The following is a 19,060-nucleotide window of genomic DNA, read 5'->3' as shown; positions in this document are numbered from 1 at the left end:
GGGATAAAATAAGTATTTTATCAATATAAATTAGCCATGGTAGTTATTCAAAACATCATTAACGATATTAATATAGATGAAGACAAGCTGGGGTTAGTTTGCCAAAAATTTATGAGTGAGGCAGGGATTAAAGAAAGTGAGTTACTCATTCGCATAGTTTCCCCTGTTGAGATTCAAGTTCTTAATAAAGAGTATAGAGCTAAAAACCAAGTAACTAATGTGCTATCTTTTCAAAGCGATATTCCTGAGGAAATTGGAGAGCCAATATTAGGTGATGTTGTTATTTGTGCTGATGTGGTAAGAGAAGAGGCACTAGTAGGAGATAAAACGTTTTCAGATCATTTGACTCACATGGCCATACATGGAATTCTTCACTTGGTAGGGCATGACCATACAGACCTTGAATCTGCTAATAAAATGGAGTCTATTGAAATTGATTTTTTAAAGACTCTCGGGATTAGTAACCCTTACCATTAGGAAAAACTAAGAATTGATTAGAAGCCCTGCGAGTTTTTTGATGCTCTCTTCTTGCTGATTATTTTTTCTATAGATAACTCCAATATCTCGTTTTGCCTTGGTTGAATTCATATCAATGGATATATTGGGATAATCCTTAAGTATGCCAAAATCGATTGCCATTTTGGGTAGAAAACTCACACCAATATCTGTATCGACCATAGCAACAAGCGTTGAAATACTGGTACAAGAAAAACCAGAAATATGTTGATTTGAAATTTTATTATTTTGCAATATATGTGACCTCAAGCAGTGACCCTGTTCGAGCATTAGCAGTGACCCATTATCAATTACTTTAGATTTGCGTTTTTTATGTTGAATAAAATAAATTGGGTCAGAAAAGACTTGAAAGCTTTCAATAAAGTTGGGCAATTCATATGGAAAAGCAAATATGGCAAAGTCAATCTTAGCTTGCTCTAGTTGCATAAGTAAATTTTCACTTGTATCTTCCTTAAAAGAAACCTTAAGTTTTGGATAAAGCTTGCTTAAGTTAGATAAGAAATTTGGCAGAATATAGGTAGAAATCGTAGGTATTACTCCAATGGTAACTTCAGAATCAAAAAAATCTAATTTTGCAGTACTTAATAAAACATTAATCTCAGCCATCACTAATAGAGCTTGTTTTACAACTCGATTCCCAGTTGCTGTAAAGTGAACGTTTTTATTGTCTCTCTCAACAAGCAGAACTCCTAAGTCGCTTTCAAGTTTTGATATTCCTGCGCTGAATGTTGAAGCGCTAACAAAGCAATCATTTGCAGCTTTGGAAAAGTGATTAGTTTTTTTTAGTGCAACTAAATACTGTAAGTTTTTTAGTGAGGGTGTCATTTTTTATATTCGTTTTTTACGGATATTATATACACATTTATTCAATTTATTTATATATAAAGTACTGGTATGATGATGGCTCGTTTAACCAATCGGAGGAAGTTATGTCATTAAGCGGAAGTAAAACAGAACAAAGTTTAAAGGATGCATTTGCTGGAGAGTCTCAGGCAAATAGACGCTACTTATATTTTGCAAACCAATGTGATGTTCTTGGTGAGCCAGATATGGCTGCGTTATTTAGATCAACTGCGGAAGGTGAAACTGGCCATGCTCATGGTCATATGGAGCATCTCATTGAAGGTGGTGTTGGTGATCCAGGGACAGATATGCCTGCTAAAGAAGTAAAAGAGATGCTTGAAAGTGCTGTTCATGGAGAAACTCATGAATACACTGATATGTATCCAGGTATGGCCAAAACAGCAAGAGATGAGGGTTTTGATGAAATTGCTGAATGGTTTGAAACTTTAGCTAAAGCTGAACGTTCTCATGCAAATCGTTACCAAAAAGCACTAGATAGCTTATAAAAACTTCGTTGCCATAGGCTTAGCTTATGGCAACAAATCCTAGGTATATATGTCTAAATTTAAAGAAGGTAATTTAGAGGCACCAACTCGCCACCCTCTAAATTGGAAAGATGAAGATTTTTATAATGAAGATTCTCTCAATACAGAATTAGAAAGAGTATTTGATATCTGTCATGGTTGTAGACGTTGTGTGAGCCTTTGCAAGTCTTTTCCAACACTCTTTGACTTGATTGATGAGTCTCAAACATTTGAGGTTGATGGCGTAGATAAAGCAGATTATAAGAAAGTGGTTGACCAATGCTATTTATGTGATTTATGTTTCGTGGCAAAATGCCCTTATGTTCCGCCGCATGACTTCAATGTTGATTTCCCACATCTAATGCTTCGCGCAAAAGCAATTCAATTTAAAAAAGGCGAAACAAAACTATCTCATAAGATCTTAACATCACCACAAAAAGTAGGTTCTATTGCATCCATGCCAGTAATCTCGCCAATTGTTAATTGGTCTAATAGCAACAAAACAATGAGAAAGGTAACCGAAAAAGTTTTAGGTGTTCACGTTGATGCTGTTGTTCCAAAATACCATACCAAAAAACTTTCCAAAATTTTTGTAGAAGATAATTCTACAAGTAAATTCAAGGTAGCAATTTTTGGTACTTGTTATGGTGAATATAATGACCCTCAAACTGTTATTGATTTAGTCGATGTCCTTAGGCATAACGGTGTAGAAGTAAAACTCATTAAAAAAACTCAGTGTTGTGGTATGCCCAAGATGGAACTTGGCGATCTTGAAGCTGTGGTTAAGTATGCGAATGAAAATATAACACCACTTATAAAGTTAGTTAATGATGGTTATAAATTAATTGCGCCAATACCTTCATGTGTCTTAATGTTTAAAAATGAATTGCCAATGATAATTTCTGAAAATGAAGATATTATGGCAATATCTAAAGCATTTTATGACCCCTTCGAATATCTATCATTTTTAAAAGAAAGTAATCAGTTTGATGGTAATTTTAAGCCAATTGATAAAGAAGTACTTTATCAAATTGCTTGTCATCAAAGAGTGCAAAACATTGGCTCACATACTAAAAGAATTTTAGGCTTAATTCCAGATCTAGATGTAAATATTGCGGAAAGATGTTCTGGACATGATGGTACATATGGAGTCAGAAAAGATACGCATACTTACTCTGTACAAATTGGAATGCCAGTTGCAAAAAAAATAACTGACACAACCGATTTGGTCGTTAGTGACTGCGTTATGGCTGGCAACCATGTTGCGCATATTGCTACGCAAGATATAGAATCCATTCATCCAATTAGTTTGGTGAAAATGGCTTATGGTTTATAATAAAAATGAGGTTAATTAAATGCTAACAAGACAAGACTTATTCTCTCTTGAAGAATACGCAGAAAAACGTTCAGCTATTCGTTCAGATACTATTCAAATAAAAAAGCTCAGAGAGGTTAATCTTGGAGAGCATCTAAGGATGTTGTTTGAAAACAAGAAAACAGTCCAGTTTCAGATCCAAGAGATGCTTCGTATAGAGAAAATTTTTGAGGCTGACGGTATTCAAGAAGAGCTCGATGTATATAACTCACTGGTACCTGAAGGCTCAAACTTGAAGGCTACTATGATGATTGAATATACTAATGTTGAGGAGCGAACGGTTGCATTATCTAAATTAATTGGTGTTGAAAGAAGCATCTATTTTCAAGTTGGAAATCATGACAAAGTGTTTGCTATTTGTAATGAGGACATGGATAGAGAGACAGAGGTTAAGACCTCAGCTGTTCACTTCATGCGTTTTGAATTTGATCCAGGTATGGTTAAAGAGTTTAGCTCAGGAGTGCCAGTCAAGGTTGGCGTTTCCCATCCCCATTATGATTATGAAATTATTTTGAATTCGGAATCACAAGACGCCTTAAGTCAGGATTTTAACAATAATTAGTTTGGTTAATAGCATTTAAGCTTCAGTAATTTCACCAAGCGTTTCCATGGCTCGTAAAGAGCCATCTACATAATACATTCTTAATTTATCTCTTTCCCAGGGAGGAATGTTTGATTCCTGCAGAACTTTTTTAAGGGATTGTGAATGACCTTTCCCTTTAACTTTTATTCTTTGACCTTCTAAACGAAAACGTATTTCAAAATTAGGAAGGTTTTTTAATGATTCATAATAGGGACATGGTAAGTTTGAAGACTCAATATGCTCATCAAAAAAATACAACTCACCATTGTATCGCCTAACTTCATAGTGGTGCCATCTTAAGATTACATTAGCATCAGTTTTTGCACTCAATGAAGAGATAAGCTCATTTAGAACTTTATTAGAAGGCAATAGAAAGCCTAGATTGGCAATATAATAACGAAGCACGTTAACTATTCTTCGTTTTGGCAGTTGAATTAATGAGCTAACTTGAATTTTGTTATTGACCAGTAATTCAAAATTTTTAATATCAAGTTCAGCCAAGTCTTGCATCAGCCTCAATGCTTCTGCCTGATGCGCTGCACTCCTTGAAATATTCTTAATAAGTCCATTAAATGCGCTTGATAGTTTTGGTAGAAATTCAATTCTTAATAGGTTTCTTTTAAAATTAGTATCTAGGTTGCTCTCATCCTCTATCCATTTGAGATGGTTTTTTGAAGCATAGTCTACGATTTTTTGTTTTGAAATATTCAGAAATGGACGATAAAGCTCTGACTCTTCAATACTTTTTATTTTTGGCATTGAGGCAAGGCCAGCAACTCCACTTCCTCTAAATAATTGAAGTAAAAAAGTTTCCGCTTGGTCCTCTTGGTGATGCGCAGTACAAAGAATCTCATCCACTTTTAATTCAGATGTTAATGAAAGATAGCGTTTTTTACGAGCATTTTCTTCGATATTAGAAGAATTTTCAAGATTTACACTTATATATTTAAACTCGATTTTGGCTGAATTACATATTCTTTCACAAAAAGTGCACCATTCGTCGCTGTATTTAGAAAGGTTATGGTCTATATGAACAGCTCGAACGTTACCAGGATAATGTTTATTTAAAAAGTGGAGAAGAACAGCTGAGTCAATACCACCACTTAAGGCAACGACAATTTTCTTGCCAGTTAAGTATTCGTCTTTATTCGCTAAATCTTCCAAAGCCTAGTAGTTTTTCATGTCTATTCTCAATAAGTTTATCAATAGGCAAGTCAATTAGATTAGTTAGCTCTTTAATCAGGGCTTTTTTGAGAAATACAGAAGCCTTTTCAGGGTCTCTATGAATTCCGCCAAGAGGCTCAGGTATTACTTTTTCAATTAATTTATGTTTTTTTAAATGCTTACTTGTTAGTTTAAGTGACTCTGCAGCAATTGGTGCTTTAGAGGCGTCTTTATAAAGTATTGAGGCACAACCTTCTGGAGAGATAACAGAATAAATGCTGTATTCAAACATCATCATAGTGTCACAAAGGCCAATTGCAAGCGCACCGCCTGAGCCACCTTCACCGATCACCACAGATAAGATTGGTGTTTTTAAGGTAGACATTTCGAATAAGTTTCTAGCAATCGCTTCACTTTGTCCCCGCTCTTCAGCACCAATTCCTGGATAGGCTCCAGGGGTGTCTATAAAAGTAATTACTGGAAGTGAGAACTTTTCAGCCATCTTCATTAGTCTAAGCGCTTTGCGATAACCTTCAGGCCTTGTCATGCCGAAGTTATGAAAAATCTTTTCTTTTGTTGAACGGCCTTTTTGCTGTCCAATAAACATAAATGTGAGGTCATCAATTTTTGCAATACCACCAATCAATGAATGATCATTTGCATAGGCTCGATCTCCACAAAGCTCAGTGAACTCATCAAAGATTTTGTCAATATAGTCCAAAGTGTAAAGTCTTTGGGGATGCCTTGCTAACTGTGAAACCTGCCAATCAGTTAGTGATGAAAAAATTTTCTTTGTTAACAGTTCACTTTTTGCTTTAAGTGACTCCATTTCTTTAGCAATATCGGCATCATCTTTAATGCTCTCTAGGGCATCAATTTTTTCTTCAAGTTCAGCTATTGGTTGTTCAAAATCAAGATAGTTTAAGTTCATTTAATACGATTAATGGTCGTTCAAAATTTAATGATAATTATAGCAGATGCAATGTTTATAATCTTGCAATGGATTTACTTACCCTACTTTCTCTTACGTTTGCTACATTTATTTATGCAATTTCGCCAGGACCTGGCCTATTTGCAGTGCTGGCAATTTCTACAAGATATGGCCCTATTCCTGCTATGTGGCTTTCAATTGGACATACTGTTGGTGATATCATTTATGTCGCACTTGCAATGCTAGCACTCAATGTCATAGCAGGCCTAATTAGTGACAGCATGCTGTACGTTAAAATTTTAGGTGCTTCATATTTGATATATATTGGCTACCAGCAGTATAGATCAAGAGGTATTAGTTTCGAACAATCACGTAAAAAAAGTTCAACACTAAAGCTTTTATTAGCAGGATTTATTGTTGGGGTTACTAACCCTAAGACCATTATTTTTTATTTATCTTTTCTACCAATTTTTATAGATTTAAATAATTTGACAGTAGTAACTGAAATTAAAGTAGTTACAGTTATTGGTATTACAGTATTCTTCGTACTCACTCTAGCAAACATCCTAGGGCTTCGATTAAGAAAACATATTGAAAATCCAGTGATTATCAAACGCGTAAATGAGGTTACTGGTATTACGATGATTTTGGTTGGCTGTTTTGTGGGCCTCTACTAATATGACTTGGGAAAATAATGTTTCAATCTGAAAAAAATATGACATTTATTATGATTCTTGTTCCATTTGTGTGGGCATTGTCAGGTATCTCAGCAAAATATCTTTCCTTTTATATTAGTGAAGATGAGATTGTTGTCTACAGGTTTTTCTTATCTGTTCTTTCAACTATTCCACTTTTGATATGGATGAAAATACCCATCAAAATTAGTTTGTTTAATCTTGTGTTATCACTCGTTATTGCAATCTTTATGATTAGTAATTATCGGTTTTATTTTATGGGAATGCAAAGGGGTGCTGCAGGCTTAGGGGCTGCATTAGTTACTGTTTTGATTCCAATATTTGTCTATATCTTTATGATATTTTCAAAGAAATCTAAGCCACTTATTAAGGACTGGGCAGCATTACTGGTAGGCACAATTGGTGTTCTTTTGATGATGAATTTTGATCAATCTAACTTGGCACTATTAATCAGTGGAGGTAATCTCTATTTTGTTTTGGCAGCTTTGGCTTATGCAGCTGTAACTATTGTTGGGGCCTATATGAAAAATATGCATGTATTGGCTTTTAACTTTTATATAAGCCTATTTGGCTTTATGATCGATTGGGTTTATTCTTATGATACAAATCTTCTCGTAACTTTAATGGATATGGATTATATTTTCTGGATTAACATTATTTTTGTTTCAGTTGTAGCTGGTACTGCTATTACCGCAGTTTACTATACTGGAATAAGGGTTATAGGATCTAAAAAAACCTCGGTGTTTAGTTTACTGTCACCATTTTTTGCAATTGCTTTTGGGGCAATTTTTTTTCAAGAAGCGTTAAACTTAAAAAATATTATAGGAATTATTTTGGCTGTATCTGCCTTGTTTGTTTTAATTGATTTGAAGCTGAAAGCTTTCTTGCCCTCTAGGTAGAGGATTATGGAAATAAATATTTTTTTAGTCCTTGGTTTTACTCTTTTTGTTTTTGCAGTAACTCCTGGTCCTGGAACTCTGGCACTTCTTTCTATTTCTACTTCGAGAGGGCTAGCCTCAGCAATATTTTTTTCAGTTGGAATGACGCTTGGTGATTTATCCTATTTAACCATTGTTATTTTTTCTTTAAATGCTCTAGCCGATTTGATTACACCTGTTACAAATGCGGTCCAATATTTCGGAGCCTGTTATTTATTTTATTTGGGCTATTCTCAATGGACGGCTGGAAAATTCAGTATGGATAATGAAGTTTCAGCCCAATCCCATTTGAAAGAATTACTGACTGGTTTCCTCTTGGCTGGAACTAATCCAAAGGTAATGATTTTCTATTTATCAGTCCTTCCTTCTCTGATTAATCTTAATCAAGTAAGTTTAACTTATGGATTGAAAATCGTAGCCACTGTTGCCATTTCACTGTTGCTTGGTTTGGTATTTATTGGTGTTCTAGGAAAAAAATTAAGGCAACTAATAAGTAGTCAAAAAATTGCCTTGAGGGTGAATAGGATTTTTGGAGGAATAATGATTGGTGTTGGTTTTAGCCTTTTTTATTTCTAACTATTTTTTACTCAGGAGTTGCGCTAATATCACGAGTCAATAAATCCTTCATAATTGCAGTGCGCATTTCATCTGTAAAGTCAAACCAATCAAATATTTCATTCATGTGACGATTGCAGCCAACACAAAAATTATTTTCATTGTATTTACAAATACTCACGCATGGACTTTTAATCTGCCTTAGTTTGTTTTGCTCACTCATGCTCATTGGTTGACTTGTTGTTTCAACAGTAATTTCAAAGGCATTTTAATCGAGTTATGAATTTATGAACGAAGTTTTTCATTGCTGTCATCATAGGCTGCACTGATTGAGACATGACAACTGCGACTACCTAGAGAGGTTTCAACACTAAGCTTAACTCCCTCCTCACAAAGGTTTGGCTCTAAATAAGCAAAGGCGACACTATTGCCTACTCTAAATCCATAAGCGCCACTAGTTATAATTCCACTAAGTTTATCGCCATTAAAAACTGCTTCATTTCCAAAACACTCGGCTGGAATATCATCATCAAATATGAGGTACGCTAACTTGGTCTTAATCCCATCAATCTTTCTTTGGCGTATATTTTCACAGCCAATGAATTCACGACTTAGGTCAAGAAATCGATCCATGCCAGCTTCTAAGGCTGAAATTTCTTCAGTGAATTCTGCGCCATATGCTCTGTACATTTTTTCTAAGCGCATGCTATTAAAGGCCTGCCCTCCAAAATCTTTTAATCCATAGGAATCACCCATTTCCATTAAAGATTCATAAATAGAAATGACTTGCCAGCTTGGCATATGAAGTTCCCACCCTAATTCACCAGCATAGGAAACTCTCATTGCAAAGACATTTGCAGAATCGATCTTAATTGTTTTACAGCTTAGCCAAGAAAATCCAGTGTTGCTGAGATCTTCTTGAGTGCATTGACCTAAAATATTTCTTGCTTCAGGGCCAGTCAAGAGAAGCCCACCCCATTCCTCAGTTAAATTTTCTATTGTGATATCAAAGTCATCTGAGTGCCACTCCAGCCATTGGTAGTCTTTAACTTCAGATCCTATAGCGCCCATTAGAAGAAACTCGTCTTTATTAATACGGCTAATTGTTTGCTCTGCCCTTATTCCACCCTTTGGCGCATGAAAAAGGGTTAATCCAATTCTGCCATCTTTTGAAGGTAATTTATTGCAGGATAAACTATCTAAAAATTTAAAAGCATCCTTGCCGGTAATTCGAAATTTTGCAGTTCCGCTAATATCAGTTATGCCGCAAGCATTTTGAACAGCTAAACACTCTTGTAATACTGCTTCATGAGCTTCACTATGGGCCCACGTTAAAGTTTCATTTCTTATTTCATCAGTTGTGAACCAAGAAGGCTTTTCATAGCCAGTATTGACAGTATGTATAGCTCCTTTTTGACTCAATAAAGTATGCAAAGCGCTTACTCTTATAGGCCGTCCATGAGGTCGATTTTCATTTGGAGAGGCGAATGAGTACATTCTTTCATACGACTCAATGGCACGCGTAGTGCAGTATGTTTTATCAGCCCATTTGTCAAAGCGACGACTATCAAGTGAAGCCATATTGAGTTCAGTCTGGCCATGAACCATCCACTGAGCTAGGTATTTACCAATACCACCCTGTGCAATTCCAATACTTGCGCCACAAAGATTCCAAAAATTTTTCAACCCTTTTGCAGGGCCAACAAGTAAATTATCATCAGGAGTATGGGTTATTAGTCCATTAATTACTGTGCTAATTCCAACTTCTTTAAATAATGGAACAATGTCCATGCATCTTTCTAACCAAGGCATTAATCTTTCAAGATCACCCTCAAAGAGTTCCCTATCAAATGACCAATCTACACCATCAAGTGCCCATGGTTTAGAACCTCTTGTTTCGTAAGGACCAATTAAAAAACCACCTCCTTCTTGCCTAATATAGGAAGCTGCAATAGAGTCTCGAGTTACGGGCAGTTCTTTAGAGAGAGCTGCAATATCTGGGTGATTATCAGTAATTAAATACTGATGCTGTAAGTTAACCAGCGGCACATAAGAGCCAACCATGGCTCCAACCTGTGGTGAGAAACATCCGCCAGCATTAACAACATGTTGAGCAATAATTTTTCCTAACTCAGTAACAACTTCATATTCACCGCTTGGAAGGATATTGATATCAATCACTCGATTAAAGTTACTAACTACAGCGCCTGCTTTTTTCCCAAGTTGTGCTAATTGAGTGACTACCGTTGTAGGATCTACATGGCCATCATTAGGGGTATAAAGAATACTTCTGGCTTTATCAAAATTCATTAATGGATTGATGATTGAGGCCTCTTCTTTCGAAACAAAATGCATTTCACAGCCAATATGATTTGCTTTACTCAAAATATTATTAAACCACTGTTCTTCAACCTTGTCATGCCCAACCCGCAGTGAGCCAGTTTTATGAAATGAGGAGTCAAGACCAGTTTTTTCAGGCAAGATCTCATCGTAAAGTTTTATTGTATATTCGTGAATACTTGAAAGGGTATGGTTGCCATTAAAGTTTGGACATAGGCCTGCTGCATGCCAGGTAGAGCCGCTTGTGAGTTCACCTTTTTCAATAAGGACAACATCAGTCCAGCCTTCTTGAGTAAGATGATACATAAGGTTAACACCTAGTGATCCGCCGCCAATTATTACTACTTGAGCATGTGATTTCATATTAATTATTTATTTTTAAAAGGTTTACGGCCAATATCTTTTCTGCTTAATTTAATATTAAACTTTTCGCGTATTTTTTGGTCAACTTCATCACTAATATGACTTGGAAAGTGCTCCGATAGTATTTCTTTTTTTTGTTTGATTGCTTTTTCTAGTAGCACAGGTTTGCCCATATCAGCCCAATCATTTGGACTGTCCCTATCACTTAAATCAGGAAAGATATACTCACTTTGCATAACGCTAATTGTCAGTTCTGATCCAAGATAGTGAGCTTTATTATTCAAACAAACATCTTTAATCGTTTCAAAACAAAGCGACTTTTCACTGTCGTCGCTGAACCCTTTTGTCATTCTCATTGACGCGCCCAATAAATCATTATCCATCAGCAAACTTTCAGGACATGTACCTAAAAGGCTTGCATACATTCCAGCAGATTCATAAATTATATTAGCGCCAGCAATTGCTGTGACTGCATGAGTAGATGCTCTTTCTGACCCCGCTTGAAAATCTGGGAATTTAGAGTCTGTCATTCCTGCAGGCGTTCCAGTTGGTAGATTTAAAAAGTTGCCCATCTGCGCACAAGCTGCTGAAATTAATCCTTGTTCTGGAGAGCCTCCACACATTGACCCAGTTCTTAAGTCAGACACAAAAGGCCAGGTACCAAGAATTGCCGGTGCACCAGGTTTGATAGCGTTTACATATACCAGTCCGCCAAGACATTCAGCCCAAGCCTGGGACACAACGCCAGGAAGAAGAGGAGGCGCTGTTGCTCCAGCTTGACCTGCTGATAGAAGTAATATTGGCATGCCACCTTCAACGCCAACACGGACACATTCTAGAGATTCCTCTGCAAATTTCATTGGAGGAACTACATGGCAATTACTCATGCTTAAAAACGGCCTTTCACGCCATTTTTCTTCACTTCCAGCAATAATATGAAGCATCTCAAGCGCATCTGTTACGTGCTGTGCTTCTGTAAAGCTTGCGCCTAAATGCTTCTCAGTTCCCATTGCCACACAATAAACTGAGTTTTGGTCCATCTCACGAGGACTAGCAATGTCTCTCAAGACACAAGTTCGTTGAAACATATGAATGTGTTCACACTGATCTGCAATTCTAGCCATATCGTATAGATCTTGACTTTCAGATTCTCGATACTCATTGTTCTCAGGGTCAGCAATAAGAACTGCGGCGCCAGCAGTTGAGAAGTGAACTCTTGAGCCACTTAAATCTAAATCATGTTTTGGGGATTGCCCATGAAGAGTGAGGTTGCGCTGAGAAAGATTCATGGCTTTTTTAACCACTTCTTTTGGCATTCTTAATCTGCCATCATCTCCAAGAATAGCACCAAAAGCAACACAAGTTTCAATGCAGTGGGGGGTGGCATCACCAAATCCAATTTCTTCTAGAATTCGAAAAATATTAGCTTCAATATCAATAACTTGTTTGTCACTAAGGGGTTTGTATCTTCCACCAATCTCACCCGGTAAAACAGGCTTTTTTTCTTCTGCTAGTGGGGCACTTCTTAGTGCAATTCTTGCTTCTCTTCCACCTGATTTTCTTCTAGTCATAATAGTGATTTGAGTTGTACTATTAATCACATTTTGATACTAAATCAAAGCACTGTCAATTGTTTTTTTGTTGCAGGGTTAAAGCGCCTATACGAAGGTAAATTTACCGTTACTAATTAGACATCTTTGCCACTTTCAAAGTGAAATTGTGCGCCTTTTCTGATTCCAGAAGGCCATCTTGAAGTGATGGTTTTAAGTTGAGTGTAGAATCTAACACCTTCCATGCCATGAATCGAAGAGCCTCCAAAAAGTGATCTTTTCCAACCACCAAAACTATGCATTGCAACAGGAACAGGTATTGGAATATTAACGCCAACCATTCCTACTTGCACATTTGATGTAAAGTGACGAGCAGTATCACCATCCCTAGTAAAAATAGCAGTACCGTTGCCATACTCATGATCATTTACTAGTTTAAGAGCTTCATCATAAGTTGAAACTCTAACAACAGAGAGAACAGGGCCAAAAATTTCATCAGTATAAATTGACATGTCTGAAGTTACATTGTCAAAAAGACAGCCACCAATGAAGAAGCCTTCTTTTTCAGTTTCAGATCTGCCATCAACTTTTAAATCAGCTCCCTGCTTTATGCCAGACTCAATGTAAGAAACAATTTTTTCTTGACTAGCTTTAGAGATTACTGGTCCCATTTCAACCTCGGGATCATTGTAAGAGCCGATTTTTAAAGAATTGATTTTTGGTATTAGTGATTCTATTAATCGATCAGCAGTTTCATCACCGACTGCTACAACAACTGAAATCGCCATACAGCGTTCACCTGCCGAGCCAAATGCTGCACCAATAATAGCATCGCTGCTTTGTTCTAGATCAGCATCTGGCATTACAATCATATGATTTTTTGCGCCACAAAGAGCTTGAACTCGTTTGTTATTATTAGAGCCCTCATGATATATATATTCACCAACATTGGTCGAGCCTACAAAACTTACTGCTCGTACTAATGAATTATGAAGTATCTCATCTACTGCTTCTTTATCTCCAACAACAGTATTTAAAACGCCATTTGGGAGGCCCGCTTCATGCATCAGTTCTGTTAACCTTAATCCACATGACGGCACCTTTTCAGAGAGTTTTAAAACAAACGTGTTTCCGCATGCTATCGCAACAGGATACATCCACATTGGAACCATTGCAGGAAAATTAAAAGGAACTATCCCAGCACAAACACCCATAGGCTGGCGTAAATTATGACTATCTATTCCATTTGATACATCAGCGCTGAAGTCAGATTTGAGATGATTATTAATGGCCGTACAATATTCAACAACTTCCATTCCCCTTCCAACTTCTCCCTTGGCATCTGAAAAAGTTTTGCCATGCTCTTGTGAAATGAGTTCAGCTAATTCATCCGTATGCTTAATAATGAGTTCGCGATACTTGAACATAATTTGAGCACGCTTAGAGGGCGGCACCTGACTCCATTCTTTAAATGCAACATTAGAAATTTCAATTGCTTTTTTAGTATCTTTTGAGCTAGCACCTTCGATTTTCCTAATGATTTTGCCAGACGCTGGATTATAAATATCAAAAATACGCCCTGATGTTCCTGACACTTTTTCGCCATTGATGATATGTTTTAAATGGTTTATAGACATAATATAAATTATTGAATTATTTAGGATTAATATACCAAGAACTGAATTTTAATTTTTGTTAATTGTTAGACTGGAATATCTTTTAGGTTAGCTTGGCACTAACTGATTAATATTAAAAAATATTATAACATATGTTCTATTTTCTTAATATTAGAAAACATATATATCTCTTCATGTATACTCCAAATATTGAAGTTCTAAAAGTCCTTCAATATTGTGGTCAATCGTGACTGCAAAAAAACTTATAGAAAGGAGATACAAAATTATGTTGAAAATTAATAAATATGTCTCAAGTCTATTTCTTTCAGTTTTTGTTCTTTTTGGAACAACTGTGGGAAGTACGGCAGCGATGGCAGATGGTGAAAAGTTTGTACTAATTAGCCATGCACCAGATTCTGATTCATGGTGGAATACAATTAAAAATGCAATTGAAATTGCTGGTGAGCAAATGGGTGTTGATGTTGATTATCGTAACCCAACTACAGGAGATCTTGCTGATATGGCACGTATCGTTGAGCAGGCTGCTGCAAGCAACCCTGATGGTATTATTGTTACGATTGCTGATTATGACGTCCTAAAAGGACCAATTACTTCAGCTATAGCAAAAGGAATCCCAGTTGTAACAATTAACTCTGGTACTCGTGAGCAATCTGAAATGCTAGGAGCATTAGCGCACATTGGTCAGCCTGAGTATGATGCTGGTTTTGGTGCTGGTAAGAGAGCAAAAGCTGCTGGAGCAACAAAGTTTTTATGTGTTAATCACTTCTTCACAAACCCGGTATCAGTTGATCGTTGCCAGGGCTATGCAGATGCTCTTGGTGTAGATCTTGGAAATCAAATGATTGACTCTGGACAAGATCCAACAGAAATAAAAAATAAAGTTATGGCTCATCTTAGATCACATCCTGATACAGATGCAATTCTTACTTTAGGTCCAACTTCTGCTCATCCAACGCTTTCAGCTTTAGATGATATGGGTCGTTCGGGCGATATTTATTTTGGTACTTTTGATCTTTCGGGTGAGATTGCAGCTGCTGTTAAAGCAGATGTTATTTCTTTCGCTATTGATCAACAGCCGTACTTACAAGGATATCTTCCAGTTGTAATGTTGACTAACTTGTCAAGATATGGCGTATGGCCTTCTGGTGCAATTAACTCTGGCCCTGGATTTATCACTAAGAGTAATATTAGCTTAGTTGAAAAATATGCAGGCGTTTACCGTTAATAGTTAATTTAGTTTATTAACGTGCTACCCACCATAATCTTAAATTGGTGGGTAGCATTTTTTTTATCTTTATCAGGTTTAAAGTTCAAATTTAACTATTTTGGATAAACCAATAGGATCAAATCATGTCTACAATTGAAAAAAAAATTTCATTAATTCGTTCCAAATTTAGTGTCGCATTACTTCGTCCTGACTTAGGTGCAATTGTTGGAGTTGTATTAGTTTTTCTATTCTTTTTTTTAGTAGCCCGAGATACGGGGATGTTTTCATTAGAAGGCTCTATGAATTGGGGAATCGTGTCTTCACAGTTTATCATTATTGCTGTTGGCGCTTGCCTTCTCATGATCGCTGGAGAATTTGATCTATCAGTAGGGTCAATGATCGGTTTTGCCGGAATTGTCATAGCAGTGACCTCAGTAGTTTGGGGTTGGCCAGTATGGCTTAGTATCCTTATAGCATTCGTTGTTTCGATGTCTATAGGTGCATTAATTGGCTACATTACAGTTAAAACAAATTTACCTTCTTTTATTGTGAGTCTTGCATTTTTATATATCCTGCGAGGCATGACAATCTTTATTGCAATTATAAGTACGAAAAAAACTATTATTGGTGGAGTTACAGAGGTCGCTGAAAATGATTGGTTAGCACCAATTTTTGGTGGCGAGATATTTACAGGCGTATTTGACTGGCTTGCTGAACAAGGCATAATTCAAACGTTTGTCGCTGGCACAAAGGCTGGTCAGCCAGTTGTATCGGGTATCCCAATGATGATGGTTTGGGCTATAGGACTCGTTATTTTTGCACATTTTTTATTAACAAAAACTCGGTTTGGTAACTGGATCTATGCCTCAGGTGGCGATGCACAAGCTGCTCGACATATAGGTGTCCCAGTTAACAGAGTTAAAATATTGATGTTTGTCTTTACAGCCTTTTGTGCGACTGTATTTGCAACTACCCAGGTTATTGAGTTTGGTTCAGCTTCAGCGGATAGAGGAATTCTAAAAGAGTTTGAGGCGATTATTTCAGTTGTTATAGGCGGCGCTTTATTAACGGGTGGCTACGGTTCAGTTATTGGAGCAGCACTAGGAGCAGTCATATTTGGAGTAGTTCAACAAGGCTTATTTTTTATTGGAGTAGAGAGTTCTTTGTTTAGAGTGTTCTTAGGCGTTCTTCTATTGTTAGCGGTGATCCTTAATACACATGTTCGTAAATTAATTACTGGGGCAAAATGATGAGTGATTTACCGTTAATGGAACTTAAGGATATCCATAAGAGCTTCGGAAATGTAGATGCTCTCAAAGGTGTTTCAATCTCTATTAATGCAGGAGAATGTCATTGTTTATTGGGTGATAATGGCGCTGGAAAATCCACATTTATTAAAATCATGTCTGGCGTTCATCAGCCAACAAGTGGACAGATAAGTATTAATGGACAAGAGACTGAAATTAATAACCCTCGAGATGCAATTGATGTTGGAATTGCGACAGTCTATCAAGACTTAGCTTTAATTCCTTTAATGTCGGTTTCTCGTAATTTTTGGCTTGGCAGGGAGCTGACAAAAAAAGTGGGCCCAATCACTGTCATGGATTTTGAGAAATGCAACTCAATTTTGATGACTGAAATGGACAAAATGGGAATTCAATTGCGTGACCCTACTCAATCAATTGGGACTCTGTCTGGGGGCGAAAGGCAAACTGTTGCTATTGCCCGTGCTGTATTTTTTGGCGCCAAAATATTGATACTTGATGAGCCAACTTCAGCCCTGGGAGTTTATCAAACCTCAAATGTGCTAAAAACTATTGAAAGGGTTCGAGAAAAAGGTGTTGCAGTAATCTTTATTTCTCATAATGTTTCCCACGCTTTGGCAGTGGGGGATAAGTTTACGGTTTTATCTCGAGGTGAGACTCTAGGTACTGCTAAAGCAGGTGAAATTGATTTCCAAGAATTGCAAGCCATGATGTCTGGTAATAAAGAATTATCAGTATTAAAAAAATAGAGGTTAATTATGAAAATATGTCTAATTGGTGCTGGTCGCATAGGAGCAGTTCATGCTATCGCGATAGCCAGTGATGAAAACGCTAATCTCCACTCTGTTGTAGATTTTCATCAAGAGTCTGCCGAAAAGATTGCGAATAAATACAATGCTATCACTCTTTCAATGGATGAGGCATTCGAAAATAATGAAATAGATGCTTTTATTATTGCTAGCAGTACTTCCACCCATGCAGACCTTATAGAAAAATGCGCGAAAGTTGGTAAGCCTGTTTTTTGTGAAAAACCTATAGATCTAAGTCTTGATAGAGCATTGGCGTGCGCTAAAGCTGTTGAAGAAAGTGGTATTGTATGTATGTTAGGATTTAATAGACGTTTTGATCCTCATATGGCTAGTTTAAAAAATAAAGTTGATGCAAATGTAATTGGTTTAATTCAGTCTTTAATAATAACTTCTCATGATCCTGAGCCACCTTCAATGGACTATATTGCAGGGTCTGGTGGTTTATTTCACGATATGATGATCCATGATTTTGATATGGCGTGTTGGATTCTTAATGACACTCCAAGAAGTATCTATGTTTCAGCTAATGCTGCAAATGATGATATTGCTAAGCAGGGAGATGTTGATACAGCAAGTGTAATAATGAATATGAATAAGGGAGCAATAGTTACTATTATTAATGGTCGACAAGCCTCCTTTGGTTATGATCAGAGAATTGAAGCTTTTGGTGAGACAGGTATGCTTCAAGTAAAAAATGTCCTTGAAGATAGTGTTATTTTAAGTAACTCATCTGGAATTAAGAAGACCAAAAACCAACACTTTTTTTTAGAAAGATATGGAAAAGCGTTCCACAATGAACTAGTGCATTTTATGGAATCATTTCAGTCTGGAACTCAGCCTAGTGTTAATATTTCTGATGGGGTTCTTGCGTTAAAAATTGCTGAAGCTGCTAAAGAGTCACTCCAAAGTGGAAACTCAATTAATTTATAGATTTTAAATAGAATGCCTCCACAAGATATTAATGATTTAAATAGCTTGCTTCAAGAAAGCTATCCAAGATTAAGCAAAAAAATGAAGTTGATTGCTTTCTATGTAATTGATCAGCCACAAAACCTTGCAATAAATACCTTGGCGGTTATTGCTTCAGAAATTGGAGTGTACCCTTCAACCCTAGTCCGCTTTGCAAAACACTTTGGTTTTAGTGGTTTTGCTGAACTACAAGATCTGTTTAAGGTCAAAATTTCACAATCTCCTATTAACTATCGACAACGCATCACAGACGTGAAAAAAGTTACTGAAACAAGTGTGTCTACAAATAGTTCGAATATCTTTAAAGAAATTACGAGTCGCAATATTGTTGCTACAGAATTACTTTCTGAGCAAATAGATGTTCAGTTAATAGAAGAAACAGTGAAGGCATTATGTCATGCTAAAGAAGTAATTTTGTGCGGTACAAATAGAGCCCAACCTGTAGCAAATTACTTTTATTACATGTTAAACAATCTTGGTATTCGATGTCGTATTGCTAATGATGTAAATGAAGTGGAGAACCTTTCAAATTGGCTTGATGACAAAACAGTATTCATTGCAATTACTTATAATCCTTACAATACGATGACAACAGAAGCGGTTAAAGAGGCAAAAAATTCAAAAGCAAAGGTAATTTTGCTGACCGATACAGAGTTGAATCCTATTGCTCATTTAGCAGATTTTTTATTTAGCATTCATGAGGCAGAAATTCATACTTTTAGGTCTTTAGGAGCAACAATGTGCCTCGTTCAAGCCATATGTATATCAATTGGCTATCATCAACAAGGAAATTAAT

Annotated in this window: 19 protein-coding genes; 12 read left to right on the top strand and 7 right to left on the bottom strand. The window is 36.5% G+C overall.

All coding sequences use genetic code 11. The features are described 5' to 3' along the window. The first annotated feature begins 36 nt into the window (after positions 1-36). Complete coding sequence (gene ybeY, locus ABXT49_RS08040; RefSeq protein WP_416651774.1) at positions 37-477, top strand: rRNA maturation RNase YbeY; 441 nt, start codon at positions 37-39, stop codon at positions 475-477. Between the two features lie 6 nt (positions 478-483). Here ybeY and ABXT49_RS08035 read toward each other — a convergent pair whose 3' ends face one another. Then, complete coding sequence (locus ABXT49_RS08035; protein ID WP_416651772.1) at positions 484-1,341, bottom strand: LysR substrate-binding domain-containing protein; 858 nt, start codon at positions 1,339-1,341, stop codon at positions 484-486. A 104-nt stretch (positions 1,342-1,445) separates the two neighbouring features. On the opposite strand from ABXT49_RS08035, the gene ABXT49_RS08030 reads away from it, so the two are divergent. From ABXT49_RS08030 to ABXT49_RS08020, 3 genes are read left to right on the top strand one after another with little or no spacing between them, the layout of a single operon-like run. After that, entirely contained in the window at positions 1,446-1,865 is a 420-nt protein-coding gene (locus ABXT49_RS08030) for a rubrerythrin family protein (protein WP_416651770.1), read from the top strand. Positions 1,866-1,914: 49 nt separating this feature from the next. Beyond that, positions 1,915-3,219 (top strand): heterodisulfide reductase-related iron-sulfur binding cluster, encoded by a 1,305-nt coding sequence (locus ABXT49_RS08025; RefSeq protein ID WP_416651768.1) that lies wholly within the window; start codon positions 1,915-1,917, stop codon positions 3,217-3,219. A gap of 19 nt (positions 3,220-3,238) precedes the next feature. Continuing rightward, positions 3,239-3,820: a DUF3501 family protein gene (locus ABXT49_RS08020; protein WP_416651766.1), complete on the top strand. Its 582-nt coding sequence runs from the start codon at positions 3,239-3,241 to the stop codon at positions 3,818-3,820. A 15-nt stretch (positions 3,821-3,835) separates the two neighbouring features. Here the strand turns inward: ABXT49_RS08020 and tilS are convergent, their stop codons facing one another. Then, on the bottom strand, positions 3,836-5,005 hold the full coding sequence (gene tilS, locus ABXT49_RS08015; protein ID WP_416651764.1) for a tRNA lysidine(34) synthetase TilS: 1,170 nt from the start codon (positions 5,003-5,005) through the stop codon (positions 3,836-3,838). After that, positions 4,986-5,936 carry an acetyl-CoA carboxylase carboxyltransferase subunit alpha gene (locus ABXT49_RS08010; RefSeq protein ID WP_416651762.1) on the bottom strand — a complete coding sequence of 317 codons (951 nt, stop codon included), beginning with the start codon at positions 5,934-5,936 and terminating at the stop codon, positions 4,986-4,988. Before ABXT49_RS08010 ends, tilS begins: the two co-directional genes overlap by 20 nt. Positions 5,937-6,004: 68 nt before the next feature. Between ABXT49_RS08010 and ABXT49_RS08005 the strand changes: the two genes are divergently transcribed. Genes ABXT49_RS08005 through ABXT49_RS07995 form a run of 3 tightly spaced genes read left to right on the top strand, consistent with a single transcriptional unit; the run spans position 6,005 to position 8,145 of the window. After that, positions 6,005-6,613, top strand: coding sequence for a LysE family translocator (locus tag ABXT49_RS08005; RefSeq protein WP_416651760.1), 609 nt, complete (start codon positions 6,005-6,007; stop codon positions 6,611-6,613). A gap of 17 nt (positions 6,614-6,630) precedes the next feature. Continuing rightward, the gene (locus tag ABXT49_RS08000) at positions 6,631-7,530 is read left to right on the top strand and encodes a DMT family transporter (RefSeq protein ID WP_416651758.1); all 900 of its coding nucleotides are present in this window, start codon (positions 6,631-6,633) and stop codon (positions 7,528-7,530) included. Positions 7,531-7,536: 6 nt separating this feature from the next. After that, positions 7,537-8,145, top strand: a complete 609-nt coding sequence (locus ABXT49_RS07995; protein ID WP_416651756.1) for a LysE family translocator — start codon at positions 7,537-7,539, stop codon at positions 8,143-8,145. 7 nt (positions 8,146-8,152) lie between these two features. Here ABXT49_RS07995 and ABXT49_RS07990 read toward each other — a convergent pair whose 3' ends face one another. The 4 genes from ABXT49_RS07990 to ABXT49_RS07975 form a co-directional block, all read right to left on the bottom strand. Then, positions 8,153-8,347: a DUF1289 domain-containing protein gene (locus tag ABXT49_RS07990; RefSeq protein WP_416651754.1), complete on the bottom strand. Its 195-nt coding sequence runs from the start codon at positions 8,345-8,347 to the stop codon at positions 8,153-8,155. 62 nt (positions 8,348-8,409) lie between these two features. Continuing rightward, entirely contained in the window at positions 8,410-10,827 is a 2,418-nt protein-coding gene (locus ABXT49_RS07985) for an FAD-dependent oxidoreductase (RefSeq protein WP_416651752.1), read from the bottom strand. 5 nt (positions 10,828-10,832) lie between these two features. Then, positions 10,833-12,398, bottom strand: coding sequence for a trimethylamine methyltransferase family protein (locus ABXT49_RS07980; protein ID WP_416651750.1), 1,566 nt, complete (start codon positions 12,396-12,398; stop codon positions 10,833-10,835). Between the two features lie 116 nt (positions 12,399-12,514). Continuing rightward, positions 12,515-14,014, bottom strand: coding sequence for a CoA-acylating methylmalonate-semialdehyde dehydrogenase (locus ABXT49_RS07975; RefSeq protein WP_416651748.1), 1,500 nt, complete (start codon positions 14,012-14,014; stop codon positions 12,515-12,517). Positions 14,015-14,279: 265 nt separating this feature from the next. On the opposite strand from ABXT49_RS07975, the gene ABXT49_RS07970 reads away from it, so the two are divergent. The 5 genes from ABXT49_RS07970 (at position 14,280) to ABXT49_RS07950 (ending at position 19,059) form a co-directional block, all read left to right on the top strand. After that, positions 14,280-15,239 (top strand): sugar ABC transporter substrate-binding protein, encoded by a 960-nt coding sequence (locus ABXT49_RS07970; protein WP_416651746.1) that lies wholly within the window; start codon positions 14,280-14,282, stop codon positions 15,237-15,239. A 125-nt stretch (positions 15,240-15,364) separates the two neighbouring features. Beyond that, positions 15,365-16,471, top strand: coding sequence for an ABC transporter permease (locus ABXT49_RS07965; RefSeq protein WP_416651744.1), 1,107 nt, complete (start codon positions 15,365-15,367; stop codon positions 16,469-16,471). Next, entirely contained in the window at positions 16,471-17,235 is a 765-nt protein-coding gene (locus ABXT49_RS07960) for an ATP-binding cassette domain-containing protein (protein ID WP_416653559.1), read from the top strand. Before ABXT49_RS07965 ends, ABXT49_RS07960 begins: the two co-directional genes overlap by 1 nt. Positions 17,236-17,244: 9 nt before the next feature. Continuing rightward, complete coding sequence (gene iolG / locus ABXT49_RS07955; RefSeq protein WP_416651742.1) at positions 17,245-18,225, top strand: inositol 2-dehydrogenase; 981 nt, start codon at positions 17,245-17,247, stop codon at positions 18,223-18,225. Between the two features lie 12 nt (positions 18,226-18,237). Next, positions 18,238-19,059 (top strand): MurR/RpiR family transcriptional regulator, encoded by an 822-nt coding sequence (locus ABXT49_RS07950; protein WP_416651740.1) that lies wholly within the window; start codon positions 18,238-18,240, stop codon positions 19,057-19,059. Position 19,060: the final 1 nt, after the last annotated feature.

The sequence above is a fragment of the Candidatus Pseudothioglobus sp. Uisw_086 genome (assembly GCF_048085745.1).
Classification (GTDB): domain Bacteria; phylum Pseudomonadota; class Gammaproteobacteria; order PS1; family Pseudothioglobaceae; genus Pseudothioglobus.
The sequence above is the reverse complement of the archived record's forward strand: the minus strand, read 5'-3'. Positions and strand labels throughout refer to the sequence as shown.

Bases quoted from the DNA above. Each gene is read 5' to 3' on its own strand.
- ABXT49_RS08025 (WP_416651768.1), top strand. From the start codon at position 1,915: ATGTCTAAATTTAAAGAAGGTAATTTAGAGGCACCAACTCGCCACCCT.
- ABXT49_RS07965 (WP_416651744.1), top strand. From the start codon at position 15,365: ATGTCTACAATTGAAAAAAAAATTTCATTAATTCGTTCCAAATTTAGT.
- ABXT49_RS07975 (WP_416651748.1), bottom strand. From the start codon at position 14,014: ATGTCTATAAACCATTTAAAACATATCATCAATGGCGAAAAAGTGTCA.
- ABXT49_RS08010 (WP_416651762.1), bottom strand. From the start codon at position 5,936: ATGAACTTAAACTATCTTGATTTTGAACAACCAATAGCTGAACTTGAA.
- ABXT49_RS07995 (WP_416651756.1), top strand. From the start codon at position 7,537: ATGGAAATAAATATTTTTTTAGTCCTTGGTTTTACTCTTTTTGTTTTT.
- ybeY (WP_416651774.1), top strand. From the start codon at position 37: ATGGTAGTTATTCAAAACATCATTAACGATATTAATATAGATGAAGAC.
- ABXT49_RS07990 (WP_416651754.1), bottom strand. From the start codon at position 8,347: ATGAGTGAGCAAAACAAACTAAGGCAGATTAAAAGTCCATGCGTGAGT.
- ABXT49_RS08035 (WP_416651772.1), bottom strand. From the start codon at position 1,341: ATGACACCCTCACTAAAAAACTTACAGTATTTAGTTGCACTAAAAAAA.
- iolG (WP_416651742.1), top strand. From the start codon at position 17,245: ATGAAAATATGTCTAATTGGTGCTGGTCGCATAGGAGCAGTTCATGCT.
- ABXT49_RS08020 (WP_416651766.1), top strand. From the start codon at position 3,239: ATGCTAACAAGACAAGACTTATTCTCTCTTGAAGAATACGCAGAAAAA.
- ABXT49_RS08030 (WP_416651770.1), top strand. From the start codon at position 1,446: ATGTCATTAAGCGGAAGTAAAACAGAACAAAGTTTAAAGGATGCATTT.
- ABXT49_RS08005 (WP_416651760.1), top strand. From the start codon at position 6,005: ATGGATTTACTTACCCTACTTTCTCTTACGTTTGCTACATTTATTTAT.
- ABXT49_RS07970 (WP_416651746.1), top strand. From the start codon at position 14,280: ATGTTGAAAATTAATAAATATGTCTCAAGTCTATTTCTTTCAGTTTTT.
- ABXT49_RS07985 (WP_416651752.1), bottom strand. From the start codon at position 10,827: ATGAAATCACATGCTCAAGTAGTAATAATTGGCGGCGGATCACTAGGT.
- ABXT49_RS08000 (WP_416651758.1), top strand. From the start codon at position 6,631: ATGTTTCAATCTGAAAAAAATATGACATTTATTATGATTCTTGTTCCA.
- ABXT49_RS07980 (WP_416651750.1), bottom strand. From the start codon at position 12,398: ATGACTAGAAGAAAATCAGGTGGAAGAGAAGCAAGAATTGCACTAAGA.
- ABXT49_RS07950 (WP_416651740.1), top strand. From the start codon at position 18,238: ATGCCTCCACAAGATATTAATGATTTAAATAGCTTGCTTCAAGAAAGC.
- ABXT49_RS07960 (WP_416653559.1), top strand. From the start codon at position 16,471: ATGAGTGATTTACCGTTAATGGAACTTAAGGATATCCATAAGAGCTTC.